We start from the raw sequence: 26,538 nt of genomic DNA, 5'->3' as shown, positions 1-26,538 counted from the left end.
TTTCCGCAAGGGAGGATCGCAATGGCGAAGACCAACAGCGAGTTCGAGATCCGCGGCGTGAACCATCTGGCCCTGGTCTGCAAGGACATGGCCGAGACGGTGAAGTTCTACCGCGACATCCTGGGGATGCCCCTGATCAAGACCATCGACCTGCCCCGCGACCTCGGGCAGCACTTCTTCTTCGACATCGGCAACGGCGACAGCCTGGCGTTCTTCTGGTTCAAGCACGCGCCGCCGGCCCAGCCGGGTCACGCCGCGCCCAGCGCGCTCCCGACCCAGGGCGATTTCATGAGCGCGCACGGCTCGATGAACCACATCGCCTTCGACGTGCCCGCCGAGAAGTTCGACGACTATGTCCGGAAGCTGCAGGACAAGGGGATCACGGTCTCCCCCATCCTCAACCACGACAACTCGCCGAGCGGATCGAGCGCCGAGGTGACCGACGACGTCTTCGTGCGCTCGGTCTATTTCTTCGATCCCGACGGCGTGTGCCTGGAGTTCGCCTCGTGGGTCGGGAAGCCGTTCGACGACGACGACGTGGCCCATGCGCCGATGAAGGCCGACGGCGTGCGGGACGAGAACGTGATCACGCCCCTGGCCAAGCGCCGCAAACTGCAGCCCGCCGAATAGAGCGGGCGACCGAGAGGGAGGAACTGGAGATGGATGACGCCGCGATGCGCGCGTTCGCCAAGCGCTTCTTCGACGCCATCGAACAGGGCGACGTCGAGACCGTCGGCGACAGCTACACGCCCGATGTCGAGATCTGGCACAACTTCGATGACGCCATCCAGACGCGCGACGAGAACCTGGCCACCCTGAAGGGCATGGTCGGGCGCATCAGCGACCGGGTCTACGACGAGCGCCGCGTGGAGGTGTTCCCCGGCGGCTTCGTGCAGCAGCACGTGCTGCGCGGCACGCGGAAGGACGGCAAGCGCGTGAGCCTGCCCGCCGTCATCATCTGCCGCCTGCGCGACGGCAGGATCGCGCGGCTGGACGAGTACCTCGACAGCGCCCACGTGGCGGTCTTCCGCCAGACGTTCTGACCCCCCGATGGGGGCGGACGACGACATCCTGGACTGGCTGCGCGCGGCCGGACTGACGAAGGCGGGCGAGACGCCGGTCCTGACGCCGCTGTCGGGCGGCGTGTCCAGCGACGTGTTCCGCGCGGACCTGGAGAGCGGCCCGATCTGCGTCAAGCGCGCCCTGGGACAGCTCAAGGTCGCCGCCGACTGGCAGGCTCCGGTGGAGCGCTCGGCCTACGAGGCGGCGTATCTGCGCGCCGCCGCCGACCTGGGCGGGCCTGTCCTGCCCCGCGTCCTGGCCGAGGACGCCGACCGCCATCTGTTCGCCATGACGTGGTTCGAGCCGGCCGATCACCCGGTATGGAAGGCCGAGCTGGCGTCCGGCCGCGTCGATTCCGGCTTCGCCCGGACGCTGGGCGCCGGCCTGGCGCGGGTGCATTCGCGCACCGCCGGCGATGCGACGGTCGCGCGCGCGTTCGACACGATCCCCCTGTTCGAGGCCCTGCGCCTGGCCCCATATCTCGAACACACGGCGCAGGCCCATCCCGATCTGGCCCCGCGCCTCCGGAGCCTGGCCGAAGCCACGCGGACGCACCGCCTGGCCCTGGTCCACGGCGACGTCAGCCCGAAGAACATCCTGGTCGGCCCGGCCGGCCCCGTCCTGCTGGACGCGGAATGCGCCTGGTACGGCGACCCGGCCTTCGACATCGCCTTCTGCGCCAACCACCTCCTGTTGAAGGCGGTCTGGAAGCCCGCACACGCCGCCGCCTTCGCCGACGCCTTCGACGCACTGCTGGACGGCTATCTCGCCGGCGTCGACTGGGAGGGTCCCGGCGACCTAGAAACCCGCGCCGCGCCCCTGCTGGCCGCCCTGCTGCTGGCCAGGGTCGACGGCAAGTCGCCGGTGGAATACCTGACGGACCCGCGGGACAAGGCGACGGTCCGCGGAGCGGCCGTCGCGGTCCTGACGCGCGACGCCCCGCGGTTCGCCGATGTGCGGAACGCCCTGCATCAACACCTGGGAGCCCGATGAAGCATACGATCACCCACGTCCGCGGCCGGCAGATCTGGGACAGCCGGGGCCGACCGACCGTCGAGGCCGACGTCACCCTGGCGGGCGGCGCGCGGGGCCGGGCGATGGCGCCGGCGGGCGCTTCGCGCGGCGCGCACGAGGCGCTGGACCTGCGCGACGGCGGCGAGCGGTTCGGCGGCTTCGGCGTGGACCGCGCCGTGGCGGCGGTGAACGGCGAGATCGCCCGCGCCCTCGCGGGCCGTGACGTGCGCGATCAGGCGGGGCTGGACGCCGTGCTGGAAGACCTTGACGGGACGCCCGGCTTCGCGCGCCTGGGCGCCAATGCGGCGGTCGCCGTCTCCCTGGCCGCGCTCCATGCCGCCGCGGCGGCCGAGGGGCTTCCGCTGTGGCGCTACCTGGCCGGCGACGCGCGCGTGCGCATCCCCCTCCCCGAGGTGCAGATCTTCGGCGGCGGCGCCCATGCCGGACGCCGGACGGATGTTCAGGATTTCATGGTCATGTGCCCCCGCGCCGCGACCGTGCGCCAGGCCTTCGAGATCACCGCCGACGTCTATCGCGCCGCCGGCGCCCTGATGGAGGAGAGCGGGCGACTGGCCGGTGTCGCCGACGAAGGCGGATGGTGGCCCCTCTTCGCCTCGAACGAAGAGGCCCTCGAAACCCTGGCCCGCGCCATCGACCGCAGCGGCTGGCGCGCCGGACACGACGTCTTCATCTCGCTGGACGTGGCCGCCAACGAACTGGGCCACGGCGACGGCTATCGCCTGCCCCTGGACGGCGCCGAACTCTCCACGACGCAGATGGTCGATCGCGTGGCCGGATGGGCGGCGCGCTATCCGATCCTCTCCATCGAGGACCCCGTGAGCCAGGACGACGTGGCCGGCATGGCCGACGCCACCGCCCGGTTCGGGCAGCGGGTGCAGGTGATCGGCGACGATTTCCTGGTCACCAACGCGGACCGTGTCCACAAGGCGGCCGCGGCCGGCGCCTGCAATGCGGTGCTGGTGAAGGTGAACCAGGCCGGCACGGTGACACGCGCCAAGGCCGCGCTCGACGCCGCCCGCGCCCTGGGCTGGAGCGCCATCGTCTCGGCGCGCTCGGGCGAGACCGAGGACGTCAGCATCGCCCACCTCTCCACCGGCTGGGACGCCGGCCAGCTCAAGGTCGGCTCGTTCACACGCTCCGAACGGATGGCGAAGTGGAACGAACTGCTGCGGATCGAGGAGGAGATGGGCGCCGACGCCGTCTTCGCCGGCGCAGGCGCCCTGCCCCCTTCGGTCGCCGGGACGCTGGCGTGAAGGCCGTCCTGCAGTATCGCGCCAGCCCGGGCTTCATCACCGACCTGGGCGCGCGCGCCGCCGCCGACGGCTTCGCCTGGGCCGCCGTGGACGAGACCGACGAGGCCGCCTTCGCCCGCGAGATCGCCGACGCCGAGGTTCTGCTGCACGTCCTGAAGCCCGTGACGGCCGCGATGATGGACCAGGCGCCCCGCCTGCGGCTGATCCAGAAGCTGGGCGTGGGCGTGAACACCATCGACCTGGAGACCGCGAAGGCGCGCGGAATCGCCGTCGCCAACATGCCGGGGACGAACAGTCAGGCGGTGGCCGAGATGACGCTGGCGCTGATGTTCGCCACGCTGCGCCGCATCACCTATTTCGACCCCCTGGTGCGCGCCGGAGAGGGCTGGCGGCCGGACCTGCGCGTGATCGACAGCGTCGGCGAGATCGCCGGCCGCACCGTGGGCTTCCTGGGCTATGGCGGCGTGCCGACACGGCTGGCGCCGGTGTTGAAGGCCCTGGGCGCGGACGTCATCTACACCGCCCGCAGCGCCAAGCCCGACGCGGTCGGGCGCGCCGTCGATCTCGAGACGCTGCTGGCGAAAGCCGACATCCTGTCCCTGCATGCGCCCCTCACCGACCAGACGCGGCGCATCGTGGACGGCTCGGCCCTCGCCCGGATGAAGCCTGGCGCCATCCTGATCAACACCGCGCGCGGGGAGCTGGTGGACGAGGCGGCGCTGACCGCCGCCCTGGCTGCTGGCCGGCTGGCGGCCGCGGGACTCGACGTCTTCGAGACCGAGCCGGTCGACCCGAGCGCGCCGCTCTTCGCCCTGCCCAACGTCGTCCTGGCCCCGCACGCCGCCTGGCTGACGCCCGAGACGCTGGGGCGCAGCCTGGACGTGGCCTTCGACAACTGCCGGCGCCTGCGGGCCGGCGATCCTCTCCTCAACCAGGTGGTCTGATGGCCGTCGTCCTCGTCACCGGCCAGCTCCTGACCCACGCCGCCTGGGGCGACACCGCCCAGGCCCTGAAGGCCCGTCACGAGGTCGTCCTGGCGGATCATACCCAGGACGACACCATCGCCGGCATGGCGCGCCGGCTGCTGGCGGCCGCCCCCGACCGGTTCGACCTGGCCGGCCAGGCGATGGGCGGCTTCGTGGCCTTCGAGGTCCTGCGCCAGGCGCCCGAGAGAGTGCGCCGGCTGGCCCTGCTCTCGACGCTCGCGCCCAACGACGGCCCGGCCCAGACCGAGCGGCGCATGGGCTACATCCGGCTGGTGGAGGCGGGAAAGTTCGCCGAGGTGGCCGAGGAGCGCATTCCCATCCTGGTCCATCCCGCACGCCGGGAGGACGCCCCGCTGCTCGACATCGTGCGGGGGATGGCCGGCGACACCGGCGCCGAGACCTTCCTGCGGCAGCAGCGGGCGATCATGAGCCGGGCGGACAGCCGCCCGGGCCTCGGGCGGATCACCTGTCCCACCCTCGTGGTCTGGGGCCGCCAGGACGGCATCACCACCGAAGCGCATCAGGCCGAGATCGCCGGCGGGGTTCCCGGCGCGCGGCTGGAGGTGATCGAGGACTGCGGCCACCTGACGACACTGGAGAAGCCGGCGACCACCGCCCGCCTCCTGGCGGCATGGTTCGGCTCCGCCTGACGGAGGTCGCGGCGCAGCCTCACATTGCGGGTCGGCGGTTTGGATGCGAAGGAACCGTCATGAGCAAGGAGTCGACGGCGGATCTCTACGCCGACCCCAACAACAGCATCGGCTACCTGACCCGGATCGCGTTCCGCAACTTCTCCCGGGCGCTGGAACGCAGGACCGCGCCCCACGGGGTCACGGCCGGGCAGTGGCGGTTCCTTCGCGTGCTCTGGCGCGAGGAGGGACTGACCCAGCGCGAGCTGTCACGGCGCGTGGGCATGCGCGAGCCAACCACCGTCACCGCGCTGAAGAGCCTGGAGCGCAGCGGGTTCGTCGTCCGCCGCCAGAGCGCGGAGGACCGGCGGAAGACCCACGTCTACCTCACGCCCGAGGCCCGCGCGCTGCGCGAGACCCTGGCGCCCTGCATCACCGAGGTGAACGAGATCGCGCTCGCCGGCCTGACGGAAGACGAGGTCCTGGCGCTGCGGCGGCTGCTGCAACACGTGGGCCGCAACCTCGCCCCCGAGGTGGACGACGTATCGTCCGACGCTCCCGTCTGATCCCGCGTCAGGCCTTCTCCAGTTCGGGGAGGCGATAGTCGGCCAAACGCTGGCGCAGCAGCTTCTTGTCGATCTTGCCCGTGGCGCCCAAGGGGATGTCGTCCACGAAGACGACATCGTCGGGCGTCCACCAGCGGGCGATCTTGCCCTCGAGGAAGGCCAGGAAGTCTTCGCGGGTCGCTTCCCGGCCGGGCTTGAGCTTGACCAGCAGGATCGGCCGTTCGTCCCACTTGGGATGGGCCACCCCGATCACCGCGCACAGTTCGGCCGCCGGATGGCCCACGGCGAGGTTCTCGACCTCGATGGAGCTGATCCACTCGCCGCCCGACTTGATCACGTCCTTCGCCCGGTCGGTGATCTGCATGTAGCCGTGCGGGTCGATGGTCGAGACGTCACCCGTGTCGAAGAAGCCCTCGGCGTCCAGAACCGCGCCGCCCTCCCCGCGGAAATAGCCCGCGGCGATGGTCGGCCCCTTCACCATCAGCCGGCCGAAGGTCCTGCCGTCGTGCGGCAGGGTGCGGCCCGCATCGTCCGCCAGCTTCAGGTCGACCCCGCAGATCAGCCGCCCCTGCTTGAGCTTGTAGGCGAGCTGCGCCTCGTCGCTCAGCGCCGCCACCCGCGCGTCGGGGATCGAGACCGTGGCCAGGGGCGAGGTCTCGGTCATCCCCCAGCCCTGGATCACGTCCACGCCGTAGTCGTCGCGGAAGGTGCGGATCATGCTCTCGGGGACGGCCGAACCGCCGATCGTCACCCGCTGGAGCGTGGAGAGCTTGCCGCCGGTCTCCTTGAGATGGGTCAGGAGCATCTGCCAGACCGTGGGCACGGCGGCCGAGTAGGTGACGCCCTCGGTCTCCAGCAGTTCGTGAACCGAGGCGCCGTCCATCCTCTGGCCCGGCAGCACCAGCTTCGCCCCCACCGCAGGCGCCGAATAGACCACCCCCCAGGCGTTGGCGTGGTACATCGGCGTCACCAGCAGGACCGTGTCGCGCGCCGAAAGGGCCAGGGCGTCGGCCTGCAGCGTCATCAGGCAGTGCAGGTAGTTCGACCGGTGGCCGTAGAGCACGCCCTTGGGGTTGCCGGTGGTGCCCGACGTATAGCAGAGGCCCGCCGCCGTCCGCTCGTCGAAACCGCCCCAGGCGCAGTCGGCGGACTGTCCGGCTATCCAGGCGTCGAAATCATCGTCGAACCAGATCACCCGCTCGACCGTCGGGCACTGCGGCAGGAGTTGCTCGATCAGGGGCCGGCACGCGGGATCGGCCAGGATAAGCCGGTCCTCGGCGTGGTTGATGATGTAGGCGATCTGCTCGGGGAACAGGCGCGGGTTCAGCGTATGAAGCACCGCGCCGATCCCGATGGCGCCGTACCAGGCCTCGAAGTGGCGATAGCCGTTCCAGCCCATCGTGGCCACGCGGTCGCCCATGCCGATCCCGTAGGCCCGGAGGGCGTTCGACACCTGTTTCGCGCGGGCGTGCGCGGCGGCGTAGGTGGTGCGGTTCATCCGCCCCTCGGCGTCGCGGCTGACGATCTCGCGGTCGCCGTGCCAGCGGGCCGCGTGGTCGATGATGCGGTCCAGAGTGAGCGGAATGTCCTGCATCAGGCCTTGCATCATCACCTCCCACGGCTATTGCTTAGATACCGAACTATAGGATCAGGGGAAGCGCCGATGGAAGGCTTGAGCGATCTGTTGTCGAAGGTGGACACCCAGTTTCTTGGCTTCCCGTCACCGACGGCGCCCCGCATCCAGGCCGGCGGCCATCCCTGTCAGGGCATATACTGGACGCCGAAGGGCCAGAAGCCCAAGGCCGCCTTCATCGCCACGCACTACAACGTCGATTTCTCCGAGCACTACATCGCCCCCTACCTCGCCACGCGGGGCTTCGGATTCCTGGGGTGGAACACCCGCTATCGCGGCTTCGAGGACCAGTTCCTGCTGGAGCACGCCATCCTCGACATCGGCGTCGGCATGCGCTGGCTGCGCGAGGTGGCCGGGGTCGAGACGGTCATCATCCTGGGCAATTCGGGGGGCGGCTCCCTGATGGGCGCCTACCAGGGCGAGGCCATCCGGCCGACACTGGCCGGGGCGCTCACCGGCGCCGCGCGCGAGGCGTACGAAACCCTGCCCAAGGCCGAGTTGTACGTGTCGCTCAATGCCCACCAGGGCCGGCCCGAGGTGCTGACCGACTGGATGGACGCCTCGGTGATCGACGAGTTCGATCCGATTCCGACCGATCCCGAACTGGACCCTTTCAGCGAGGCCAACAAGCCGCCCTACACGCCCGAGTTCATCGCCCGCTACCGCGCCGCGCAGCGGGCGCGCAACCAGCGCATCACCGACTGGGCCAAGGCCGAACTCAAGCGCCTCAACGACGCCGGCATTCCCGACCGCGTCTTCCCCCTTTTCCGCTGCTGGGGCGACCTGCGGATGATGGACGGGACGATCGACCCGTCGGATCGCCCGACGCCGATGTGCTACCGGGGCCATCCGGCGGTGGCCAACAGGACGCCGTCCATCGGCCGGGCCAACAACATCAAGACCTGGCTGTCGATGTGGAGCCTGGAAACCTCGAAATGCCAGGGCAAGCCCCACCTGGAGAAGTTCAGCGAACCTGCCCTGGTGGTCCAGGGCACGGCGGACACGGGCGTGTTTCCGCAGGACGCCCGCGACATCTACAGCTTCTTGGGCTCGAAGGACAAAACCCTCGAACTGATTCCCGGCGCCCACTACTTCGAGGACAGCCCAGAGGTGCGCAACGCCGCCGCCACGCTGATCTGCGACTGGGCGAAAGCCAGGGTCTGACGTGATCCGCAAGGGGCGCCCGGGCGCCCCTTGCGGCAGCCTCGTCCGAGGCGAGACGGGCGGCCCCGACAGGGCGGCACAGTCCGGATCGAAGCGCGAAGGATCAAGCCCGCAGGACGCGCAGGGCGAGCCGCGTATCGGCGCTGGAAACGAAAAAGGACCGGGACACATCCCAGCCCTTCCAATCTCTTGCGATGGTACCGCCTCCCCGGTTCGAACGGGGGACCTCCAGAGCCACAATCTGGCGCTCTACCCAACTGAGCTAAGGCGGCGTGTCGTGAGCGCGCTTTCTAGTCGTCGGGCGTCGTCGGATCAAGCTTATGCTCGGGGCTCGAGCAGCGGCCGCCTGTAGCGGCGCGAACCTGCGAGTTGGCGGCCGTCGGACAGGGTCACGACGAAGTCGCCGGACGAACGGGAATCCACCCGCGCCACCGCTCCACGGCGGACGAGGCGGGCGCGATGAATGCGTACGAACCCGGCCCCCGCGAGATCGCGCTCCAACGCCGAAAGCGACGCACGATGAAGGATCGGCAGGGTCCCGCGGTGGAGTTCAACATAGTTCCCGGCAGCCTCGACATAGGCGATCTCGGCGAGGGGCACGAAATGTCGCCGCGCGCCGTCACGCACCTCGAGGGCCGGCTCTGCGGCGACCGGCGGAGACGGCGCGGCCCGCTGGCGATAGAGCCGCCAGCACATGTAGAGCGTCACGAGGCCCGCATAGACCAGCGCATCCTTGCGGAATTCATAGAGGAACTGGTTCAGGGGGCCTGTCGGAGGGTAGGCGCGCCCCGCCGCCGCGTACCCGATCCACCGCAGGGCGCCCATCCCCCCGACGTGCGCCAGGGAGATCCCGGCGAGCGCGGCCGCATGCACGCCGAATGCGCGCCACCACGGCCGCGACAGGGGCCAGATGCGGCGGGTGAGCCCCATGATCAGCGGGCTCAACGCCAGCCACATCGCAATGCTGGACGTCTCCCACAGCAAGGGCTCCCAGAACGGCAGCCGCTCGCCGCGCCGACGGTGTTCGTCCAACACGCTGAGCGTGTTCACCACCGAAAAGAGAGGCATCAGCGCTGCGACGACAGCGAGGAAAAGCCCGTCGCCCACAGGGTCACGCGCCAGCACGCCTCCGGACCGCATACTTGGCTGTGACCGTTCCGGCACGTTCTTCGGCTCCAGGCCCTCCCTGTGGGGCCGCCCGCCGTTCTTAAGGTCGAACCGCGTCCTTCGGAAAGCGCGCCGGAGCGCGTCCCGTCGGGCCGGACGGGCCCATCGTATCCACGTCGCCGACATCCCACATGTCGGCGCACAAACGAAAAGGCCCCGGCTGCTCACGCAGCCGGGGCCCTGACGTCCGGAGTTCGACCGCCTACTTCGGCAGGGTGAAGCGGATTGGAATCCGCACAGTCCCACCGTCGACCGGCTGGCCGTCCCTGGTCTGCGGCCGCATCTGGAACAGCCGGCTCATGCGCATGGCGGAGTCGCCGAAGCCCATGTTGTCCGGTTGCTCCTCGACCACCGAGCAGTTCTCCAAGGTCCCGCGGGCGGTGACCGAGCAGCTGAGGGTGGCACGGCCTTCCACCTCCATCCGCGAAGCGCGGTCGGGGTAGAACCTGGCGATGTCCTCACCCGAGGGACGACGACGCCAATCGGGGTTGGTGATGACCGACGGCCGCGGCGGCTCGGGCGGCGGGGCCGCGGGAGGCCGGGGCTCTTCGATCCGGCGCTCGACCGGCGGAACCGGCAGCGGCGGAATCGAAGGCACGTCGGGCACCGCCACCGGCGGCCGCGGCTGCAGCTTGGGCGGCGGCGGCGGCGGCGTGTTCGGGGGCGGCGGGGGCGGCGGAGGCGGCGGAGGCGGCGGGACGGGCTTGATGATCGACACGTCCGTCACCTCGTCCGAGTACTCCTTGTACTTCGGGTCGAAGCGCGCCTTCCACAGATACACCCCGAGCGCGGCGTGCACGACCACCGCCACCAGAAGGGCGATGATCATCCCCGGACGGCGCGGAGGCTTCGGGTCATCGAACGGATTGTGCCGGACGATGGCGTGGTCAGGTGATGTCTCAGACATGGGCGCCACCTACTTGTCTTCGCCGACGAGGGCCACGCTGTAGAACCCGTTGTCCTGCAGCATGTTCATCACGCCCATGAAGTCGCCGTAGAGCACGTCCTTGTCCGCGCGGATGAAGATCCGCTCCTTCTCGGGGTTGCGCGACTCGCCCAGCTGTTTGCGGAGGTCGTCGCCCAGCATCGGAAGGTCGGTGCGGAAGTCCTGGATGTACAGGTTCCCGCCCGGCTGGATCGAGATGTAGACCGGCTTCGGGGGATTGGTGCCGAGCGGGGCGACGGCCGGTGGCAAATTCACCTTGACCGTCACGGCCGCCATCGGCGCCGCAACCATGAAGATGATCAGAAGAACCAACATCACGTCGACGAAAGGCGTCACGTTGATCTCGGCGTTCTGATCCTCTTGGTAGCGCCCGCCTCCGGAACTGGAGATCTTGGCGGCCATCTAGATTAGGCCCCCTTGTCGAGCTGCCGGGAGATCGCGTTCATCAGCTCGGCCACGAACCCTTCCGACCGCGCGCCGTAAGCGGAGATGCGGGTCTGGAAGTAGTTGTAGAAGATAACCGAGGGGATGGCCGCGAAGAGGCCCAGGCCGGTCGCCAGCAGGGCCTCGGCGATGCCGGGCGCCACGACGGCCAGGTTGGTCGTGTTGGTGTTCGCGATCCCGATGAACGAGTTCATGATCCCGTACACCGTACCGAACAGGCCGATGAACGGACCGTTCGAACCCACCGACGCGAGGTACTGCATGCCGCCCGACAGACGACGGGCGAGCGTCGCCTGAACGGCGCTCACGGCGTGTTGGGCGCGATCGATGGTGGTGTCGCGGTGCTCGCCGGTGATGGACAGGCCCGCCTGCTTGGAGAGTTCGATCTCCTGGGCGGCGGCGGCGGCCATGTCGGCCAGCGGGTTCCCGTCATACTCTTCAGACAGGGCGATGCGGCTCATGTCGTTGATCGACTTGGCGCTGCGGAAGTTCTCCACGAAGCCGTCCGACGCCTTGTTGAGGGCGTTGAACTCGAGGATCTTCACGATGAGCAGAGCCCAGCTGAACACCGAAGCCAGGGCCAGGCCGATCATGATCACCTTCACGACCGGGTCGGAGTCCATGAACATGGTGCCGACATTCAGCTTGCCGGCGTTCTTCATGGTGGGCGGATCGGCGGCTTCTTCGGCCGCGGGGGCCGGAGGCGCAGCGTCGGCGGCCGGGACCGCAGCCGCATCGGCGGCGGCAGGGGCGGCCGGGGCGGCGTCCTGAGCGAACGCCGGCGCGCTCATCATCAGCGCCGCGGCGCCGAAGAGAGCGGAAAACGTGGTCTTGAGTTTGTTGTCGAGCATCTGTCGCCAGTTCCTGGTTGGTCTAGCACGATTGGCCGGAGGGTCGTCGCGCGAGAGCGTCTCCACCCTAGTTGAAACAACCCTGGCGCCCAGCCCGCATGCGCGAACCGAAACGCCAGAGGCGCTGTCGCTGCGCCCGACCCAAAACGCGGACTCCCGACTGAGGCAGGATTGGCGTTTCTAACGGTGCGGACGGCCTTGAACTCCCACGAGAGGAACCCAAAGTCTTACCGCTTTGTAAGAGAGCGGCATGACCCTTTGGCAACCCCTTGTCGAAGCGTCAAGGGGCAGAAGCTTGCCCGCCGCAGTCAAAATACTGACGCATCCGCACGGATTGTGCGCTGCACATGCAAGAAGCGCTGCACGCCCTGCGTTTCACCATCGAAAGCGGCGCCGACATGCTGCAATGCAGCAATCTCGGCGATCCGAGGTCGCCGAAATCGGACCCACAAAATCAGGCTGATGAAATCGATGTGCTGGGGGCGATGGTGCCTGGGGGCGGATTCGAACCACCGACACGCGGATTTTCAATCCGCTGCTCTACCAACTGAGCTACCCAGGCTTGGGTCCCGGCGCGCGGGAGCCGCGTCTATAGAAGAGGCGTTCCCGTAAGTCCAGCGGGCCCGTGAGACGTCCTCAATCGTCCCCGGAGCCCCCGGCGAGATCGCCGGACGGCCCACTCTCGTCCTCCTGCGCGGGCACGGCGTAGGCCCCCGTCAGCCAACGCTGAAGGTCCACGTCGGCGCAACGCTTCGAACAGAACGGGCGATAGGCCGGCAGAGGGGGTTTGCCGCAGATGGGACAGCTCATCGCGCCGGCCCCACGTCGAAGTCGTCCCGCCGCCGCCCTGCCTCGGTGAGGATCGAGAAACGGGCTCCAATCCGCTCGAGAAGGCGGCGCGCCGGGAATTCGGCCGCCGCGGCCACACCGGGCGCGCACCGGGCTTCGAGCCGGGCTCCCGGTTGGGCCGCGCTCTCGGCCTCCAGCCGGCGGACGAGGCGATGGGCCAGGGCCGCGTCCGTGAGTCCGCCCTCGGGTCGCCGCAACCGCTCCAGGACGGGCGCGGCGCGGCGCGGTATCGACAGTTCCATGGTTCCGAAACGCCCGACGGGCCCGATGGCGACGCCGGGATTGTCCGGCCCGAAGGCATGGCGGGCCGCCGCCAGAAGCGCCGCGCCATCATGCCCACGCCCCACCAGATCCACCACCACCAGGCCTCCCAGCCCCTTGAGCCGCAGGAGGCGCGCGGCCTCGGAAAGTGCGGCGAGGTTGGCCTGACGCGCGGCGCGCTTGCCGTCCGGCCCCTTGCGTTCGCCCAGGTCCACGTCCACGGCCGTCAGCGCGCGCGTGGGTTCGATGGCGATCGTCCCGCCCCCCGGCAGGGCGTGGATCGTCTGCAACGCCTCGTCCTCGGCCTCGTCGGCCACGCGCCGGGCTTCAGGCCCGATCGTCACCCGTCCCTCGCGAACGAGCCCCCGCACCGCGAGGTCGAGCGTCGGGGCCGGCTCGATCAGTCGGGGCGCCCCCTCCCCCGTCCCCAGGGTCCGCACCGTCGCCAGCTTGCCCTCGCGGGGCTCGCTTCGGATCTCCACGGTCACGGCCGCGCCGCGCACAGGCCGTGCGTCGGGTTTGAACGGCAGAATGGCCTGGACGCCCCCCAGGTCCAGGAAGGCGCTGGCCAGGGCCGGCTCCACCTGTTCGACGCGCGCGACCAGGCGGGCGCCCAGCAGCAGGCGCGGATCATCCCCCTCGCGGCGCAGGAAGAGACGCTCAGGCCGCCCGTCCAGGGTGACCACGCCGCGATCCTCGCCGAGGCCGGAGTCGAGATAGGCGCGACGCTCGCTCATGAGCGCCGGTAACCGAGGCCGGTGAGAAGGCTCGCGGTTTCGTACAGCGGCAGGCCGACCACTCCGGAGTAAGACCCCTGGAGCGACATGACGAGGGCGCCAGCCAGGCCCTGGATGGCGTAGCCCCCGGCCTTTCCCACGCCCTCGCCGCTGGAAAGGTAGGCGTCGATCTCGGCCGGCGACAGGCGCTTGAAGCGCACGCGGCTCTCCACGACGCGGCTGGCGGCACGGCCGTCCGGGGCGCGCGCGCATACGCCGGTCAGGACCTTGTGGGCGCGGCCGGAGAGCAGGCTCAGGCACGACGCCACCTCGCGCCGGTCCTCGGCCTTGGGCAGGATCCGCCGGCCCACAGCCACCACGGTGTCGGCTGCGAGCACGTACTCGCCCGGCCGCCGGGCGGCGACATGCGCGGCCTTGGCCTCGGCCAGCCGGCCGGCCAGGACGCGCGGCGTTTCCTTGGGTTGGGGAGTCTCGTCCAGTTCGGCGGCCTCGACGGCGTCCGGCGCGAAGCCGATCTGACGCAGGAGTTCGAGGCGGCGCGGGCTCGCGGAAGCCAGGACGAGGCGCGGCTCAGAAGCCAAGTCGCAGCCTCGGGCCGTCTAGCGGACGCGGAAGGTGATGCGGCCCTTCGTCAGGTCGTACGGCGTCATCTCGACCAGGACCTTGTCGCCGGCCGAAACCCGGATGCGGTTCTTGCGCATCTTGCCGGCCGTATGGGCGATGATCTCGTGATCGTTCTCAAGCTTCACCCGGAACGTGGCGTTCGGCAGCACCTCGCTGACCGTGCCTGGAAACTCCAGCAGTTCTTCTTTCGCCATGCGGCTCCCTTGATCCTCAGCGGCTCTACATAAGACGACGGCTCGCGCCGTCGGGCCGCGAGCCGCTATTCCGGCGACCAGTATAGCGCATCGGCCATGACAACGTCGATGGCCTCCTCACAGGCCGAAACGTCGCCGGATACGCTGGGCGAGCCCGTCGCGGACCTGGCGGTAGGCTTCGAGCCTGTGCTCCCGCGAGCCTTCGGTCAGGGTGGGGTCCAGTGTGGGCCAGTATTCGATCTCGGCCGACCGGCCCCGGGCCAGCTCCACCGCCCTGTGCTGCGCCTCGGGCGTGAGGGAGACCACCAGGTCGAAGGAATCGTCCTCCAGTTCGTCGAACGTCTTGCAGCGGTGGCCGGAGAGGTCGACACCCACCTCGCGCATGACCTCGGCGGCGAGCGGGTCGACCTCCATGTCGTCCTCGTCGGGATCGAAATCGCCGCGCTTCAGACCGCAGCTATCCACGAAGATCCGCGTGCCGGCGAAGGTCTTCAGGAGCGATTCGGCCATCGGCGAGCGCACCTGATTGAAGTTGCAGCAGAAGAGAACGGCGTCCGGCAGCCGTTTCGCGGGGTCCGCCGCCATCAAGCTCAGCCCCGCCAGTGCAGGGCGCAGATCAGGGTGAAGAGCCGGCGGGCGGTATCGAGATCCGTCTCGATCTTGCCGCCCAGGCGCGTACGCAGGAGCTCGGACGCCTCGTTGTGCAAGCCGCGCCGGCCCATGTCCAAGGCCTCGATCTGCTGCGGCGTCGAACTGCGGATCGCCTGATAGTAGCTGTCGCAGATGATGAAGTAGTCCTTGATCAGCATCCGGAACGGCGACAGCGACAGGATGTGGCGGCGCTCATAGGCAGGGCCGCGGACGTCGAGGACCAGGCGGTTCTCCAGAAGGCCCATCCGCAGGTCGTAGGGGCCGCCCTCGGCGCCCTCGGGATGGAAGTGGTTCTCCTCCAACAGATCGAAGATCGCGATCTGGCGCTCCTGCTCCTGGTCGCGCGAAACCGCCGCGAGCGACTCCTCGTCAAGCTCGACGGACTGCAGCCGGTGGGTCTTGCTCGGGTCTTCGGCCATGGCTCCTCGGCGGAGCTTTATTGCAATCCGGGGGGCTTCGTCATCCCGACAGTCTGCATCGGCCGCTCAGACAGCTCAGCTGGGACAAAAAGGACACCCCACGCGCAGGCGCGGGATGTCCGGCCGGCCCCGCATCAACGGCCGGCGTAGCGTGGATTGAGCGGCCGCACGAAGTCGCCGCGCACATAGCCGACGCCCACGCCGTTCCGGCCCACCAGGATCCAGTCTGTCCCACGCACCTGGGCCAGCGCCTGAAAGCGTTCTCCGTTCTGAAGGCGGCCGACCCGAGCCGAGCCTGTGGTCGGCGCCGACCGCACGTTCACACCGCTCAGGGCCACGAAGGGGCCGTCGATCCGGCTGTAGCGGGCCGGCGAAACGTTTCGCGACAGACGATATCCGCCCTGGGTGTAGGTCGACGCGGATTTGGCGCGATCCTTCTGCGCCTCGCAGCCGATGGCGGACCCGGCGGCCGCGCCAAGCGCCGCCCCGGCGACGGTCTCTCCGGTGGCGTTGCGCCCGCCCACCTGGTTTCCGATGAAGCCCCCGACCAGGGCCCCGACCACGGCGCCGGCCTCCTGCTTGCCGCCGGGCGCCGTACAGCCCAGGACCCCGGCGTTGGCGCTCGCGCCTCCACCCAGGAGCAGGGCGACGGCGATCAGGGGCGTCGCGAGGCCGCGATGGGTCTTTGAGGGCAGGATCCGCATGGTCATCTCCAGTCCGTCATGGATCTCGTGATGACCAGGTTCCTAGCGGCCCCCATCTGAACCGCCCCGGCGCGATGGCGGACAGGCCATGTTCAGGTTTTGCCGTCGGCGGGCGGTTCTTCGGCGGCGGCCGGGAACTGTTCCTCCAGCGGCTGGGCGGCGACCGGCGTCGTCTTGACCGGGGTGAGGACGCCCTCCGCGTCGAAGGCGTTCTTGAGGCGTCGGTTGAACTCGCGACCGATCTCCCACTGGGCGCGGGGCTGGGTCGTGAGCCGGGCCTTCAGGTAGACGGCGTTGTCGGCGAGGCGGTCCACGCCCATCACCTCGAATGGCCGGGTGATCATCCGCCCATACTGGGGATCGGCCTGAAGACCCTCTCCCACCTTGCGCACGACCTCCAGCGCCCGGTCGACGTCGTTGTCATAGCTGATCGGGATTTCGGCGAGGTACGAGGAGAAGACCTTGGTCCGGTTATGGATGACCTGGGCCTCGCTGTACGGAAAGATGTGCAGCGTGGCGTTCGCGTCGCGAAGGCGGATCGTGCGCAGGGTCATGGCTTCGACCGTGCCGCTGGAACTCCCGATCTGGACGTTGTCGCCCACCGAGACGACATCCTCGGCGATGAGGAAGACCCCGGTCAGGAAGTCCTTCACCAGGGTCTGGGCCCCGAAACCCACGGCGATGCCCAGGACGCCGGCGCTGGCGAGGATCGGACCGACCTTGAGGCCGATCTCCGTGAGCACCGTGAGCACGCCGACCACGACCAGGATGGTCTGGGCGCTGCCGGTCAGAAGCGGTCCCAGCGTCCGGAGCTGCGCGGCCCGGCGAGGATCGCCGCTCCGGCGCGCGAAGCCGTCGATGAGCCGCTTTATGACGAAGCCCGCGAGCTCCACCAGCGCGGTCGCCAACAGCACCACCAGCACGAGGCGCACCAGCCGGGCCCCCGCGCCCCCGGACAGCCACGCCCGGACGTCGATGCCCCAGACATCCAGCAGGACGGCCAAGACCGCCAGTCCTACGCTGAGCCGGAAGAGCGCCCAGGTGAGGCGCGCCGCCTTCCGGGTGCGCGCCTCCTCGGCTTCGGCCGCAGCCCCCGCGACCGAGACCCGCGCGAGCCAGTAGTCGAGCACCCGGCCCACGCCCCAGACGAGGCCCACAGCAAGCGCAACAACGATGGCGGAGGCGACGAGATTCAGGCCGGCGATGCGCGGGTCGAGGCTCAGGAGGTGGTCGACCACGCCTGTCGTCGTGGCGACCACCTGTTCGGTGAAGGCCGGCTTCGTCGCGGCGTCGGCCGACGCCTCGGAGGATTCTGCAGTTACAAACACGTTCTGGGCTTAACCTCGGACACTTCGGCCGGCAACGCCCGGCCGTCGCCGAGGGTTCCTGACCTCAGGCGCCCTGCCCCATCCGGATCGCGGCGGAACGGGCGTGGGCAGGCAGCCCTTCCGCCTCGGCCAGCGCGATCGTCGCCGGCGCGAGAGCCGCGAACGCGGCTTCGTCGCACCGGATGATCGAGGTGCGCTTCAGGAAATCGAACAGCGACAGGCCCGACGAGAACCGCGCCGCGCGGCTGGTCGGCAGCACGTGGTTCGAACCCGCGACATAGTCGCCCACGGCCTCGGGCGCGTGCCGGCCGAGGAAGATGGCCCCGGCATGGCGCACCCGGTCGGCCAGGCGCTCGGGCGCATCCGTCGCGAACTCCACGTGCTCGGGCGCGATCAGGTCCACCAGACCGGGGGCTTCGTCCAGCGGCGCGATCACCACCGCCCCGTGGTCCCGCCACGAGGCGCGGGCGTCCTCGCCCGTCGCCAGCGCGCCGAGTTGCGCCTCGAGAGCGGCTTCCACGCGCGCCGCGAAGGCCTCGTCGTCCGTGATCAGGATGGACTGGGCGGCCGGGTCGTGTTCGGCCTGGGACAGGAGGTCGGCGGCGATCCACTCGGGATTGTTCAGGCCGTCGGCCACCACCACGATCTCGGACGGTCCGGCGAGGGCGTCGATCCCGACGGTCCCGTAGACCCGACGCTTGGCGGCGGTGACGAAGGCGTTGCCGGGGCCCACGATCTTGTCCACCGGCCGGACAGGTCCCGCGCCGTAGGCGAGGGCCGCCACAGCCTGGGCGCCGCCCACGCGCCAGATCTCGGTCACCCCGGCTTCCTTCGCGGCGGCCAGGACGGCGGGCTGGAGGCGTCCGGGGGGCGTCACCATCGCGATGCGGCCGACGCCGGCGGCGGCGGCGGGCACCGCGTTCATGAGCACCGTGGAAGGATAGGCGGCCCGGCCGCCGGGCACATAGATTCCCACGGCCTCCAGCGGCGTCCAGCGCCAGCCGAGTTCGACACCCGCCTCATCGGTGAACCGCTGGTCCGCGGGCCGCTGCCGCTCGTGGTACGCGCGGATGCGGCGGGCGGCGAACGCGATGGCGTCGCGCACGTCGGCAGGACATTCCGCCGCGCCCGCCTCGATCTCCTCGGCCGGCACCCGCAGGTTCGCCTCGGTCAGCTCGAACCGGTCGAACTCACGTGCGTAGCGGATGAGCGCGGCCACGCCTTCGGCGCGAACCGCCGCCAGCACGTCGCGAACGATGGCGTCCACCTCTTCGGGCGTGTCCCGGCGCTCGGCCACGAAGGCCGGGAACGCGGTGTCGAACCCGGGATCGGAGAAATGGAAACGGCGCATGGCGCGCTCTCTTACCCGTCGCGGCGCCCGAAGGCTATCCGCTCACGCGCCGTGCTGCGGGGTCCTGGGCGTGGGCCAGGGGGCCGAGACATCGGCCAGAACCGCGTCCACGCACTCCACCTGCGCCCGCAGGTCGCCGCCCCCTGCGAAGGTCAGCATCAGCACGCCGCCGGGCGCCTCGCCCGCCTTGAAGTCCAGGGACAGCAGCTCCACCACCGCATCCCGACGCTCGCGGCGGATCCGGCGGGTCTGGACCCCCATCACCCCGCCCACCTGCAGGGCCGATCGCACCCGCTGGCGGCCGCCCGCCTCCCATCGGTAGCGGTTGAAGGCGATCGTCAGGCGGCGCGCCTTCGGCTCGTAGGCGATGTCCCCCACCTTGGCCACCGCGTCCTGCAGTGCGACGGAAAGTACGGCCAGGTCGTCGGGATCGATGGCCAGGAGCTGGAGCGGCGTTTGGGACATGCCTACTCGACTTCCTCCGCGACCCCTTCGCCCTTGAGGCGGCGGACCTGCGCGCCGCAGGCGCCCAGTTTTTCCTCCAGCCGCTCGAAGCCGCGATCCAGGTGGTACACGCGATTGACGATGGTTTCGCCGCGCGCAGCCAGCCCGGCGATCACCAGGCTCACCGAGGCGCGAAGGTCAGTCGCCATCACCTGGGCGCCCTGCAGTTCCGCCACGCCGCGCACCCGCGCCTCCCCGCCGTGGACCGAGATGTCGGCGCCCAGGCGGGCCAGTTCGGGAACGTGCATGAAGCGGTTCTCGAAGATGGTCTCGCGGAACACGCTCTCGCCGTCAGCCAGTGTCATCAGCGCCATGAACTGGGCCTGGAGGTCCGTCGCGAAGCCCGGATAGGGATCGGTCGTCACCTCGACCGCGCGCAACCGGCTGCCGTTCCGCCGGACCGTCAGGCCGTCATTGTGCGGGATGACCTCGACCCCGGCCTCGACCATCTTGTCGATCAGGGCCTGGATGAAGTCGCTCCGCGTCCGGGTCAGCCGCACCTCGCCGCCCGCCATCGCGGCGGCCAGCGCATAGGTGCCGGTCTCGATCCGGTCGGGCAGGACGGCATGGGTCGCGCCCGACAGGCGGCCGACCCCCTCGATGAGGATGGTGGGCGTTCCGGCGCCCGAGACCTTGGCGCCCATCTTGTTGAGGCAGTCCGCGAGATCGGTGATCTCGGGCTCGCAGGCCGCGTTGCGGATCACGGTCACCCCCTCGGCCAGCACGGCGGCCAGCAGGGTGTGTTCGGTGGCGCCGACCGACACGAAGGGAAACTCCACCTCACCGCCCCGCAACCCGCGAGGGGCCTGGGCGTAGACATAGCCTTCGTGCAGGTCGATCTCGGCGCCCAGCGCTTCGAGCGCCTTGAGGTGCAGGTCCACCGGCCGCGCGCCGATGGCGCAGCCCCCGGGCATCGAGACCTTGGCCTGCCCCGAGCGCGCCAGCAACGGCCCCAGCACGTTGAACGAGGCCCGCATCTGCCGGACGAGATCGTAGGGGGCGAAGCCGCTGACGATCTCGCGGGTGGTGAGCAAAGTCTCAGGCCCGTCCGGCCCGTCGCGCTCGACCACCTCCGTGCCCAGGCGCTGAAGCAGCTTCCCGAGAAACCGGGTGTCCGCCAGGCGGGGCATGTTGGTCAGGCGCAGCGGGTCTTCGGTGAGCAGGCTGGCGGCCATCAGCTTGATGGCCGAATTCTTGGCGCCGCTGATCGGGATCTCGCCCTGCAGCCGCGCGCCGCCCGTGATGGCGATGCGATCCAATCGGTATCCTTACGACGCACGTGGCGTCGCAGTCCGTCGCGGCGCCTCTCCGCGGGTATCTAGCCTGCGCGCCGCGGACGCGCCAAGCGGTCAATCCGTGGAGACGCCTTGCGGTTTCGGCGCCGGCGGGGCGGCGCCCGAGGCCTTCCGACGACGGAGATTCGCCCGCAGCGCCTGGGCCAGCTTCGCCTCGCGCGGATCCCGCGGCCCCCGTCCCTCGTCGTCGCCTTTCGCCATCCGCTCCACCTGCGGCGCTGGGTCTCCCCCGTCAAGCGCCCCTGACGTCAATTTGGGCTTCACGTCACGCCCGGCTCCCGCTATAGCGCCCGCCTTCGCCGCCGTAGCTCAGTGGTAGAGCGCATCCTTGGTAAGGCTGAGGTCGGCAGTTCAATCCTGCCCGGCGGCACCATTCTTCCTAGGGGAGTGGGGATAGAGATCATCCCACTCCCCACCGGAAAACCCCAGAACAACTCGCGAATACCAACAAGGTGGGGGAAATCCGGGGGACTCGCTCGGCGCCCGTTCTCGCCCTTACCGCAATGCGGAGGCGACGGCGTGACGGACAACGAACTGCCCGACTTCCTCGGCATCGCCGACCTTCCGGCATCGGACCCAGCAAGGTTCATCGCCAGCCTGGAGCCCGAGAAGCGCGCTGTTCGAGCCCAGGGGCACTCACTGACGAGATCGTCCTCACCCGCCGGCGCCGTCCTCAGCACCGGACATTGCGGTCGCCTGGCGGTCCGCAATCCCGGGGCGCTGCCGGCCGGAACAAAGGCGCTCCTGGCGGTGCGCCCCGAGCAATTGCGCCAGCCCATCCGTGGCGTCTGGCCCTGGAAAGGCTACTGCCCTAGGAACATCCGCGCTCCAGCAGACCGAAGGCGGACGCCGCATTCTTTTTGAGATGGAACTCTATATGAAGGTGTCTTGTGGCCAGACAGGCGCGCACTCATCCGTCTGGCGTAGCCTCGGAGCCGCGCGGTGATAGAGACCGGCGATCATTTGCGCCAGGCGCGTGAGGCTATGGGCTGGTCTCCTGCGGACCTCGCCCGTGCGCTTCGTTTCAGCTCGGCCGACAAGCACGGCGAAAGCCGAATCCTCGAGATGGAGGCCGGCAAGCGGCCGATCTCCGGTCCGGTATCCGTGGCGGTCGAAGCCTTCCTGCGCGGCTATTTGCCCGTAGGCTTCGATCCTCCGCCCCGGCGGACCTAGGAAGGTCGAGGCCAGACGCTGGATTGCTGCGCCGATCAACGCAATCGCGCCTCGAAACCCGCCCGTCCCCACTCGATCCGACGGGTGGTCATGTCGATGAGCTGGCCCGCGTTTGGACAGGACGGATAGCCGGCGCGCCTTGAGCAGAGCTCAGCGACGGCCCCTCTAGGAGGACGCTTCCAGGGGGATGACCAACGTCGCCTGCAGGCCCCCGCCCGAGAGGTTCACAAGCGAGACCTGCCCCTTGAGCCGAACGGCGGCGCGTCGCACGATCGAGAGGCCCAGACCGGCGCCGCCGGTCACCCGGTTCCGGGAATCCTCGATCCGGTAGAACGGCTGGAAGACGGCCTCGAGCTTGTCGGCCGGAATGCCAGGACCGTCATCCTGGACCACGATGACCGCGCTCGCGCCTTCACGACGCAACGACACGACTGTCCTGTCCGCATGCCGAACGGCGTTCTGAACCAGGTTCAGGACAGCCCGCTGCAACTTCACGGGCCGCGTGGAGGCTTCCAGGCGCCGAGGCCCCTCGTAGGATACGTCTGCGCCGGCATCCTGGGCTTCGTCCACAATGGTCTGGATGATGGTCGCCAGATCCACGGCCTGCAGCGCCTCGGCGTCGCCGCCTCGCAGATAGTCGAGCACGGACGTCACGAAACGATCCATGTCGTCGAGGTCGTGCTGTACGCCGTGGCGGACCCGGGCCGGCCGGACTTCCGATGTCCGGAGGCGCAGGCGGGCGATCGGGGTCCGAAGATCATGCGAGACGGCCGCCAGGGCCTGCATGCGTTCATCCACCTGCTGCAACAACCTGTCGCGCATGGCGTTGAAGGCGCCGGCCACCAGCCGGACCTCCTTCGGCCCCTCTTCCGGAACAACCACGGGGTCTTCCGCCCGTCCGACCTGGTCGGCCGCCCAGGCCAGCCGTCGCAGCGGACGCGCGACCATCACGGCCAGGCCCGCTGTGGCGATACTGACGCCAGCCAGCAGTGTCAGGAGCGGCCCCCCCAGGCGTTCAAGAACTGGCGATGCGAGCGCCACATCCCGGGTCTCGAAGCGAAGCCATGACCCGTCCTGCAACTGCATCGCGCCCGCCAGGCGGCCCGGCGCCGAGGTGGCCGACAGCCGCACGCCACGAGACGACAACGCCGGGGTCGCACGGTCGAGGGCGGCCCGGACCTCCTCCATCGGGGCGGCGTCGAGACGAGCCACCCCCCCGTCGGCATCCGCCGTCCAGCGCAGGTTCGGGTCGCCCGGCCAGAGGCGCCGCAGGTTGGAATCGCGAGTGGCGTGAGGCAGGTCCGCAACGATGCGGTCGGCGACCGCGAGGTGTTCCGCCAGCCTGCGCAGCCGGGCTTCGGCGACCCGCTCGGCCTCCGCCCGTTGAAACAGCCATTCGCCTCCCAGGCATTCGATCGACAGCGCCAGGAACATCACCACCGCAATGCGCGCCACCAGTCCGTCGGGCCAAACGCGGCTTAGCACCTCCTAGACCTGCTCGACGTCAGGCACGAACATGTACCCGGCGCCGCGCACGGTTCGGATCAACTCGCCTGTGTCCTCCCCCTCGAGCTTGCGCCTCAGTCGGCTGATCAGCACGTCGACGCTTCGATCCGACGGGCTTCCCAGCCGGACACGCGACATCTCCAGCAGCGCGGCCCGGCCGATCACCCGTTGCGGATGTTCCAGCAGAGCCACGAGGAGATCAAATTCGGCGCCCGAGAGATCGACCCGAGCGCCGGACGGCGTGAAGACCTCTCGCCGGCGCAGATCCACGATCCAGCCCAGGAACGTCAGACGCTGGGGCCGCCCCCACCCCGCCGCACGCCCCGCCGCGCCTCGGCGAAGGACCGCGCGGACGCGCGCCAGCAGTTCACTCTGCGCGAAGGGCTTGGCGATGTAGTCGTCAGCGCCCAGTTCCAATCCAGCGACACGATCGGCCTCTTCTCCGCGCGCGCTCACCATGATGATCGGCGGGCCACCGTCCGCATCGCGTCTCAGCGCGCGACAGACATCGAAACCGCTCATCCCGGGCATCATCACGTCGAGCAGGATCAGGTCCACATCGCCCGCCGCCACGTCGTCGCAGGCTTCGGCTCCACTCGCCGCACCGCGAGCGTGGAAGCCGTTCTTGCGAAGCAGATCGGCAAGCAGGATCCGCATCGCGGGATCATCGTCGACGACAAGGATGGTCGCCGGTGGAGACGGCTGACGAACGATCGGCCCCGGATTCGCCACCAGATCATGTCGGGTATGTCGCTGAATCATTTCAAAGTGTTGCCCTGAACGTCCTGGCGGCCTCGGCCATTGACACTCGCTCCCGGCGCTCCGCAAAGCGCGACTGCGAGTGACTATCATTCTGATGGGTGTGACGGACGTGGACAAGAGAACGAAAAGCGCTGAGACCGGCTGGAAGGCCGTGGCGGGACCGACGGGAACGGCCTTTGTGGCCCTGGTCGGCGCATTGGCGTCATCGAGCCCGGCCATCGCCGAGGCGTTCGACGACTCCCAAGGCACCCCGGTCAGCGCGGTGGAGGTCCTGGGCGCGACCGATGCGGAATCGCCCAAGCGCACGGCGAAGCTGCTCGACACCCCTCAGACCGTCTCGGTCATCCCTCAGCAGATCATCGAGGAGCGCGGCGCACGCAACCTCACCGAGGTGCTGCGCAACACGCCGGGCATCAGCTTCAACGCCGGCGAGAACGGTTTTTCGACGTCGACCAACAACTTCAGCATGCGTGGGTTCGACGCCAGCGGCTCCGTGTTCATCGACGGCTCGCGCGATTCAGGCAGCTATGCGCGTGATGTGTTCAACGTCGAACGCGTCGAAGTGGTCAAGGGTCCTGCCGCCGACAACGGCCGTGGCGGCCCTGGCGGCTACGTGAACATCGTCACCAAGAGCCCGGGGAGCGAGAACGCCGTCTCGGGCGCGGTCAGTATCGGCTTCGACCAGTATGACTCGAAGACCCGCAAGCGTGGATTGGTCGATATCAACCACGTACTGGCAGACAACCTCGCGGTGCGCCTGAACGCCGTTCTGGAGGACAGTGGCGTCCCGGGGCGCGAACTGGCCCGCAAGAAGACGTGGGGAATTGCGCCCTCGGTGGCCGCGACACTCTCGCCCAATCTCAGGGCGATCCTCGCCTATGAGCACGTCAGCCAGGACGACCGGCCCGAATGGGGCGTGCCAGGCGCCTCGATCAAGGGGACGGCCGCCTACAATCCGCTGACCGCCGGCGCGCCGCGCGATGCGTTCTACGGCCTGCGCTCCGACTTCGACGACACCCGCAGCGACGCCGTGCTTCTGCGCTTCGAAGGGCAGTTTGCCGAGGGTCTGCGCATCACCAATCAGACCCGGTTCTCCGAGGTGGACCGCGACGCGCGCTTCACCGTACCGACCGGCTTCACAGCCGCCACCACTTTGGTTCCGACCCAGACCCAGTTCTATCGTCGAAAGAACGAGACCCTCACCAACTTCACGAACCTCACGGTCAGGTTCGACTCCGGCAGCCTGTCGCACAGCATCGCCGCGGGCGTGGAGTTCACGCGCGAGAAATCCGACTCCGATCGGCTGGGCACCGTCAATCCTCCTGCAGCCAGCCTGCGCGACCCCAACCCGGATCGGGCGGCGGGGGCCGTCCTGGCGCCCACCGAACGCGCCCAGGTCAAGGTCGATACCGTCGCAGCCTATGTCTACGACACTATCGAGATCGGCGAGCAATGGCAGATCACGGGCGGCATCCGCCTCGAAAGCTACGATGCCGAGATCCAGAGCCGGACCGCCGCCGGAGCGCCCGTTGGCGCCCTGGCCAACTTCAAGCTGTCAGACACCAACTGGGGCGGCAAGATCGGCCTCGTATACAAGCCTGCGCCGAACGCCAGCCTCTACGCTTCGGTTGGCACGGCGGCGCAGCCCCCCGGCTCCTATCTTTCGAATCCCGACATTTCGCGTACGGGCGAGAATGCGTTCCCGGGCTTTGTGGCCGGCGCCAAGACCGTGCGGTCCGACAACTATGAAGTCGGGCTCAAGTGGGACCTGTTCGAAGGTCGCCTGTCGACCACGGCCGCGGTCTTCCACACCGTCAAGCGCAACGCCCCCATCACCGGGCGCGATGTGGGCGAGACGGCGGACAGCCTCAAAGGCTACGGCAAACAGGTCGTCCAGGGCGTTGAGATCGGTGTTTCCGGGCGGATCACCGAGGCCTGGGAAGTCTATGGCGGTCTCGCCTGGATCGACAGCGAGCGCAAACACAGCGCCTACTTGGACGAAGTGCGCCGGCGAGCCAATCCCGCCGACTACGGCGCGTTCCTCCGCGCCAGCGGCGACAAGCTGGCCTTCACGCCAGATGTGACCGCCAACCTCTGGACCACCTACCGCTTCCCGTTCGGCCTCACACTGGGCGGCGGCGTCCAGCACGTCGGTTCGTCCTTCCTGGGACGGCCGGACGATGCGAACCGGATCATCCCCAACGGCATGTTTGGGAAGCTTCCCAGCTACACGCTCCTCCACGGCTACGCGTCCTATGAGGTCAACGAGACGATCGATCTGCGGCTGAACATCGACAACCTCACCAATGAGAAGCATGCTGTATCGACCAACTGGAACGGCAGCCGGGCTACCCTGGGGACGCCTCGAGCCTTTCTGATGACGGCCGCATTCCGCTTCTGACCGACGGGCGGCTCGCCGCCGGTTGGCGGCGACGCAAGGGAGT

28 protein-coding genes and 3 tRNA genes are annotated in these 26,538 nt (G+C 69.2%); 11 read left to right on the top strand and 20 right to left on the bottom strand.

Annotation, left to right across the window (positions count from 1 at the left end):
• Nucleotides 1–21 precede the first annotated feature (21 nt).
• Genes WG212_RS10595 through WG212_RS10565 form a run of 7 tightly spaced genes read left to right on the top strand, consistent with a single transcriptional unit; the run spans nucleotide 22 to nucleotide 5,531 of the window.
• Entirely contained in the window at nucleotides 22–630 is a 609-nt protein-coding gene (locus WG212_RS10595) for a VOC family protein (RefSeq protein ID WP_337187061.1), read from the top strand.
• 29 nt (nucleotides 631–659) lie between these two features.
• A complete protein-coding gene (locus tag WG212_RS10590; protein ID WP_337187060.1) occupies nucleotides 660–1,043 on the top strand; it encodes a nuclear transport factor 2 family protein in 384 nt (127 codons plus the stop codon).
• Between the two features lie 7 nt (nucleotides 1,044–1,050).
• Nucleotides 1,051–2,055 carry an aminoglycoside phosphotransferase family protein gene (locus WG212_RS10585; RefSeq protein ID WP_337187059.1) on the top strand — a complete coding sequence of 335 codons (1,005 nt, stop codon included), beginning with the start codon at nucleotides 1,051–1,053 and terminating at the stop codon, nucleotides 2,053–2,055.
• Nucleotides 2,052–3,350 (top strand): phosphopyruvate hydratase, encoded by a 1,299-nt coding sequence (eno, locus tag WG212_RS10580; RefSeq protein ID WP_337187058.1) that lies wholly within the window; start codon nucleotides 2,052–2,054, stop codon nucleotides 3,348–3,350. The genes WG212_RS10585 and eno overlap by 4 nt, the downstream gene beginning before the upstream one ends.
• Nucleotides 3,347–4,294: an NAD(P)-dependent oxidoreductase gene (locus WG212_RS10575; protein WP_337187057.1), complete on the top strand. Its 948-nt coding sequence runs from the start codon at nucleotides 3,347–3,349 to the stop codon at nucleotides 4,292–4,294. The genes eno and WG212_RS10575 overlap by 4 nt, the downstream gene beginning before the upstream one ends.
• Nucleotides 4,294–4,986: an alpha/beta fold hydrolase gene (locus WG212_RS10570; protein ID WP_337187056.1), complete on the top strand. Its 693-nt coding sequence runs from the start codon at nucleotides 4,294–4,296 to the stop codon at nucleotides 4,984–4,986. The genes WG212_RS10575 and WG212_RS10570 overlap by 1 nt, the downstream gene beginning before the upstream one ends.
• A gap of 59 nt (nucleotides 4,987–5,045) precedes the next feature.
• The gene (locus tag WG212_RS10565) at nucleotides 5,046–5,531 is read left to right on the top strand and encodes a MarR family transcriptional regulator (RefSeq protein ID WP_337187055.1); all 486 of its coding nucleotides are present in this window, start codon (nucleotides 5,046–5,048) and stop codon (nucleotides 5,529–5,531) included.
• 7 nt (nucleotides 5,532–5,538) lie between these two features.
• Here WG212_RS10565 and WG212_RS10560 read toward each other — a convergent pair whose 3' ends face one another.
• Nucleotides 5,539–7,137: a long-chain-fatty-acid--CoA ligase gene (locus WG212_RS10560; RefSeq protein WP_337187235.1), complete on the bottom strand. Its 1,599-nt coding sequence runs from the start codon at nucleotides 7,135–7,137 to the stop codon at nucleotides 5,539–5,541.
• A 66-nt stretch (nucleotides 7,138–7,203) separates the two neighbouring features.
• On the opposite strand from WG212_RS10560, the gene WG212_RS10555 reads away from it, so the two are divergent.
• Nucleotides 7,204–8,328: a hypothetical protein gene (locus tag WG212_RS10555; RefSeq protein WP_337187054.1), complete on the top strand. Its 1,125-nt coding sequence runs from the start codon at nucleotides 7,204–7,206 to the stop codon at nucleotides 8,326–8,328.
• A gap of 195 nt (nucleotides 8,329–8,523) precedes the next feature.
• On the opposite strand, the gene WG212_RS10550 is transcribed toward WG212_RS10555, so the two are convergent.
• From WG212_RS10550 to murA, 17 genes are all read right to left on the bottom strand, one after another.
• A tRNA-His gene (locus WG212_RS10550) sits at nucleotides 8,524–8,600 on the bottom strand.
• A 46-nt stretch (nucleotides 8,601–8,646) separates the two neighbouring features.
• Entirely contained in the window at nucleotides 8,647–9,396 is a 750-nt protein-coding gene (locus WG212_RS10545) for a LytTR family DNA-binding domain-containing protein (protein WP_337187053.1), read from the bottom strand.
• A 301-nt stretch (nucleotides 9,397–9,697) separates the two neighbouring features.
• Nucleotides 9,698–10,402 carry an energy transducer TonB gene (locus WG212_RS10540; RefSeq protein ID WP_337187052.1) on the bottom strand — a complete coding sequence of 235 codons (705 nt, stop codon included), beginning with the start codon at nucleotides 10,400–10,402 and terminating at the stop codon, nucleotides 9,698–9,700.
• Between the two features lie 9 nt (nucleotides 10,403–10,411).
• The gene (locus WG212_RS10535) at nucleotides 10,412–10,843 is read right to left on the bottom strand and encodes a biopolymer transporter ExbD (RefSeq protein ID WP_337187051.1); all 432 of its coding nucleotides are present in this window, start codon (nucleotides 10,841–10,843) and stop codon (nucleotides 10,412–10,414) included.
• 5 nt (nucleotides 10,844–10,848) lie between these two features.
• Nucleotides 10,849–11,736 carry a MotA/TolQ/ExbB proton channel family protein gene (locus WG212_RS10530; protein ID WP_337187050.1) on the bottom strand — a complete coding sequence of 296 codons (888 nt, stop codon included), beginning with the start codon at nucleotides 11,734–11,736 and terminating at the stop codon, nucleotides 10,849–10,851.
• Between the two features lie 486 nt (nucleotides 11,737–12,222).
• Nucleotides 12,223–12,298 (bottom strand) — tRNA-Phe (locus WG212_RS10525).
• Between the two features lie 74 nt (nucleotides 12,299–12,372).
• On the bottom strand, nucleotides 12,373–12,546 hold the full coding sequence (yacG, locus tag WG212_RS10520; protein WP_337187049.1) for a DNA gyrase inhibitor YacG: 174 nt from the start codon (nucleotides 12,544–12,546) through the stop codon (nucleotides 12,373–12,375).
• Nucleotides 12,543–13,583 carry a ribonuclease E/G gene (locus WG212_RS10515; RefSeq protein ID WP_337187048.1) on the bottom strand — a complete coding sequence of 347 codons (1,041 nt, stop codon included), beginning with the start codon at nucleotides 13,581–13,583 and terminating at the stop codon, nucleotides 12,543–12,545. The genes yacG and WG212_RS10515 overlap by 4 nt, the downstream gene beginning before the upstream one ends.
• Nucleotides 13,580–14,164 (bottom strand): Maf family nucleotide pyrophosphatase, encoded by a 585-nt coding sequence (locus tag WG212_RS10510; protein WP_337187047.1) that lies wholly within the window; start codon nucleotides 14,162–14,164, stop codon nucleotides 13,580–13,582. Before WG212_RS10510 ends, WG212_RS10515 begins: the two co-directional genes overlap by 4 nt.
• Nucleotides 14,165–14,182: 18 nt before the next feature.
• The gene (gene infA, locus WG212_RS10505; RefSeq protein ID WP_111458197.1) at nucleotides 14,183–14,401 is read right to left on the bottom strand and encodes a translation initiation factor IF-1; all 219 of its coding nucleotides are present in this window, start codon (nucleotides 14,399–14,401) and stop codon (nucleotides 14,183–14,185) included.
• Between the two features lie 117 nt (nucleotides 14,402–14,518).
• Nucleotides 14,519–14,986 carry a low molecular weight phosphatase family protein gene (locus WG212_RS10500; protein WP_337187046.1) on the bottom strand — a complete coding sequence of 156 codons (468 nt, stop codon included), beginning with the start codon at nucleotides 14,984–14,986 and terminating at the stop codon, nucleotides 14,519–14,521.
• Between the two features lie 5 nt (nucleotides 14,987–14,991).
• Complete coding sequence (locus WG212_RS10495; RefSeq protein WP_337187045.1) at nucleotides 14,992–15,471, bottom strand: UPF0262 family protein; 480 nt, start codon at nucleotides 15,469–15,471, stop codon at nucleotides 14,992–14,994.
• A gap of 134 nt (nucleotides 15,472–15,605) precedes the next feature.
• The gene (locus WG212_RS10490) at nucleotides 15,606–16,175 is read right to left on the bottom strand and encodes an SH3 domain-containing protein (protein WP_337187044.1); all 570 of its coding nucleotides are present in this window, start codon (nucleotides 16,173–16,175) and stop codon (nucleotides 15,606–15,608) included.
• Between the two features lie 92 nt (nucleotides 16,176–16,267).
• The gene (locus WG212_RS10485; protein WP_337187043.1) at nucleotides 16,268–17,503 is read right to left on the bottom strand and encodes a mechanosensitive ion channel domain-containing protein; all 1,236 of its coding nucleotides are present in this window, start codon (nucleotides 17,501–17,503) and stop codon (nucleotides 16,268–16,270) included.
• Nucleotides 17,504–17,567: 64 nt separating this feature from the next.
• Complete coding sequence (gene hisD / locus WG212_RS10480) at nucleotides 17,568–18,854, bottom strand: histidinol dehydrogenase (RefSeq protein WP_337187042.1); 1,287 nt, start codon at nucleotides 18,852–18,854, stop codon at nucleotides 17,568–17,570.
• A 42-nt stretch (nucleotides 18,855–18,896) separates the two neighbouring features.
• Nucleotides 18,897–19,319 carry a DUF2948 family protein gene (locus WG212_RS10475; RefSeq protein WP_337187041.1) on the bottom strand — a complete coding sequence of 141 codons (423 nt, stop codon included), beginning with the start codon at nucleotides 19,317–19,319 and terminating at the stop codon, nucleotides 18,897–18,899.
• Nucleotides 19,320–19,321: 2 nt separating this feature from the next.
• Entirely contained in the window at nucleotides 19,322–20,617 is a 1,296-nt protein-coding gene (gene murA / locus WG212_RS10470; RefSeq protein WP_337187040.1) for a UDP-N-acetylglucosamine 1-carboxyvinyltransferase, read from the bottom strand.
• A 334-nt stretch (nucleotides 20,618–20,951) separates the two neighbouring features.
• On the opposite strand from murA, the gene WG212_RS10465 reads away from it, so the two are divergent.
• Both WG212_RS10465 and WG212_RS10460 read left to right on the top strand, forming a co-directional pair.
• A tRNA-Thr gene (locus tag WG212_RS10465) sits at nucleotides 20,952–21,026 on the top strand.
• A 569-nt stretch (nucleotides 21,027–21,595) separates the two neighbouring features.
• Nucleotides 21,596–21,826 (top strand): helix-turn-helix transcriptional regulator, encoded by a 231-nt coding sequence (locus WG212_RS10460; protein WP_337187039.1) that lies wholly within the window; start codon nucleotides 21,596–21,598, stop codon nucleotides 21,824–21,826.
• 165 nt (nucleotides 21,827–21,991) lie between these two features.
• On the opposite strand, the gene WG212_RS10455 is transcribed toward WG212_RS10460, so the two are convergent.
• Together WG212_RS10455 and WG212_RS10450 are read right to left on the bottom strand one after the other, a co-directional pair.
• Complete coding sequence (locus WG212_RS10455) at nucleotides 21,992–23,281, bottom strand: ATP-binding protein (RefSeq protein ID WP_337187038.1); 1,290 nt, start codon at nucleotides 23,279–23,281, stop codon at nucleotides 21,992–21,994.
• A gap of 33 nt (nucleotides 23,282–23,314) precedes the next feature.
• On the bottom strand, nucleotides 23,315–24,094 hold the full coding sequence (locus WG212_RS10450) for a response regulator transcription factor (protein WP_337187037.1): 780 nt from the start codon (nucleotides 24,092–24,094) through the stop codon (nucleotides 23,315–23,317).
• A gap of 79 nt (nucleotides 24,095–24,173) precedes the next feature.
• On the opposite strand from WG212_RS10450, the gene WG212_RS10445 reads away from it, so the two are divergent.
• Nucleotides 24,174–26,495, top strand: a complete 2,322-nt coding sequence (locus tag WG212_RS10445; RefSeq protein WP_337187036.1) for a TonB-dependent siderophore receptor — start codon at nucleotides 24,174–24,176, stop codon at nucleotides 26,493–26,495.
• Nucleotides 26,496–26,538: the final 43 nt, after the last annotated feature.

This window comes from Phenylobacterium sp. (assembly GCF_037189685.1).
In the GTDB taxonomy this organism is placed as follows: Bacteria; Pseudomonadota; Alphaproteobacteria; order Caulobacterales; family Caulobacteraceae; genus Phenylobacterium.
This window is presented reverse-complemented; position numbering and strand designations above follow the sequence as displayed.

Bases quoted from the DNA above. Each gene is read 5' to 3' on its own strand.
- WG212_RS10515 (WP_337187048.1), bottom strand. From the start codon at position 13,583: ATGAGCGAGCGTCGCGCCTATCTCGACTCCGGCCTCGGCGAGGATCGC.
- WG212_RS10500 (WP_337187046.1), bottom strand. From the start codon at position 14,986: ATGGCGGCGGACCCCGCGAAACGGCTGCCGGACGCCGTTCTCTTCTGC.
- WG212_RS10540 (WP_337187052.1), bottom strand. From the start codon at position 10,402: ATGTCTGAGACATCACCTGACCACGCCATCGTCCGGCACAATCCGTTC.
- infA (WP_111458197.1), bottom strand. From the start codon at position 14,401: ATGGCGAAAGAAGAACTGCTGGAGTTTCCAGGCACGGTCAGCGAGGTG.
- yacG (WP_337187049.1), bottom strand. From the start codon at position 12,546: ATGAGCTGTCCCATCTGCGGCAAACCCCCTCTGCCGGCCTATCGCCCG.
- WG212_RS10545 (WP_337187053.1), bottom strand. From the start codon at position 9,396: ATGCCTCTCTTTTCGGTGGTGAACACGCTCAGCGTGTTGGACGAACAC.
- WG212_RS10590 (WP_337187060.1), top strand. From the start codon at position 660: ATGGATGACGCCGCGATGCGCGCGTTCGCCAAGCGCTTCTTCGACGCC.
- WG212_RS10495 (WP_337187045.1), bottom strand. From the start codon at position 15,471: ATGGCCGAAGACCCGAGCAAGACCCACCGGCTGCAGTCCGTCGAGCTT.
- WG212_RS10530 (WP_337187050.1), bottom strand. From the start codon at position 11,736: ATGCTCGACAACAAACTCAAGACCACGTTTTCCGCTCTCTTCGGCGCC.
- WG212_RS10450 (WP_337187037.1), bottom strand. From the start codon at position 24,094: ATGATTCAGCGACATACCCGACATGATCTGGTGGCGAATCCGGGGCCG.
- WG212_RS10570 (WP_337187056.1), top strand. From the start codon at position 4,294: ATGGCCGTCGTCCTCGTCACCGGCCAGCTCCTGACCCACGCCGCCTGG.
- eno (WP_337187058.1), top strand. From the start codon at position 2,052: ATGAAGCATACGATCACCCACGTCCGCGGCCGGCAGATCTGGGACAGC.
- hisD (WP_337187042.1), bottom strand. From the start codon at position 18,854: ATGCGCCGTTTCCATTTCTCCGATCCCGGGTTCGACACCGCGTTCCCG.
- WG212_RS10535 (WP_337187051.1), bottom strand. From the start codon at position 10,843: ATGGCCGCCAAGATCTCCAGTTCCGGAGGCGGGCGCTACCAAGAGGAT.
- WG212_RS10565 (WP_337187055.1), top strand. From the start codon at position 5,046: ATGAGCAAGGAGTCGACGGCGGATCTCTACGCCGACCCCAACAACAGC.
- WG212_RS10490 (WP_337187044.1), bottom strand. From the start codon at position 16,175: ATGCGGATCCTGCCCTCAAAGACCCATCGCGGCCTCGCGACGCCCCTG.
- WG212_RS10595 (WP_337187061.1), top strand. From the start codon at position 22: ATGGCGAAGACCAACAGCGAGTTCGAGATCCGCGGCGTGAACCATCTG.
- WG212_RS10560 (WP_337187235.1), bottom strand. From the start codon at position 7,137: ATGCAAGGCCTGATGCAGGACATTCCGCTCACTCTGGACCGCATCATC.
- WG212_RS10585 (WP_337187059.1), top strand. From the start codon at position 1,051: ATGGGGGCGGACGACGACATCCTGGACTGGCTGCGCGCGGCCGGACTG.
- WG212_RS10475 (WP_337187041.1), bottom strand. From the start codon at position 19,319: ATGTCCCAAACGCCGCTCCAGCTCCTGGCCATCGATCCCGACGACCTG.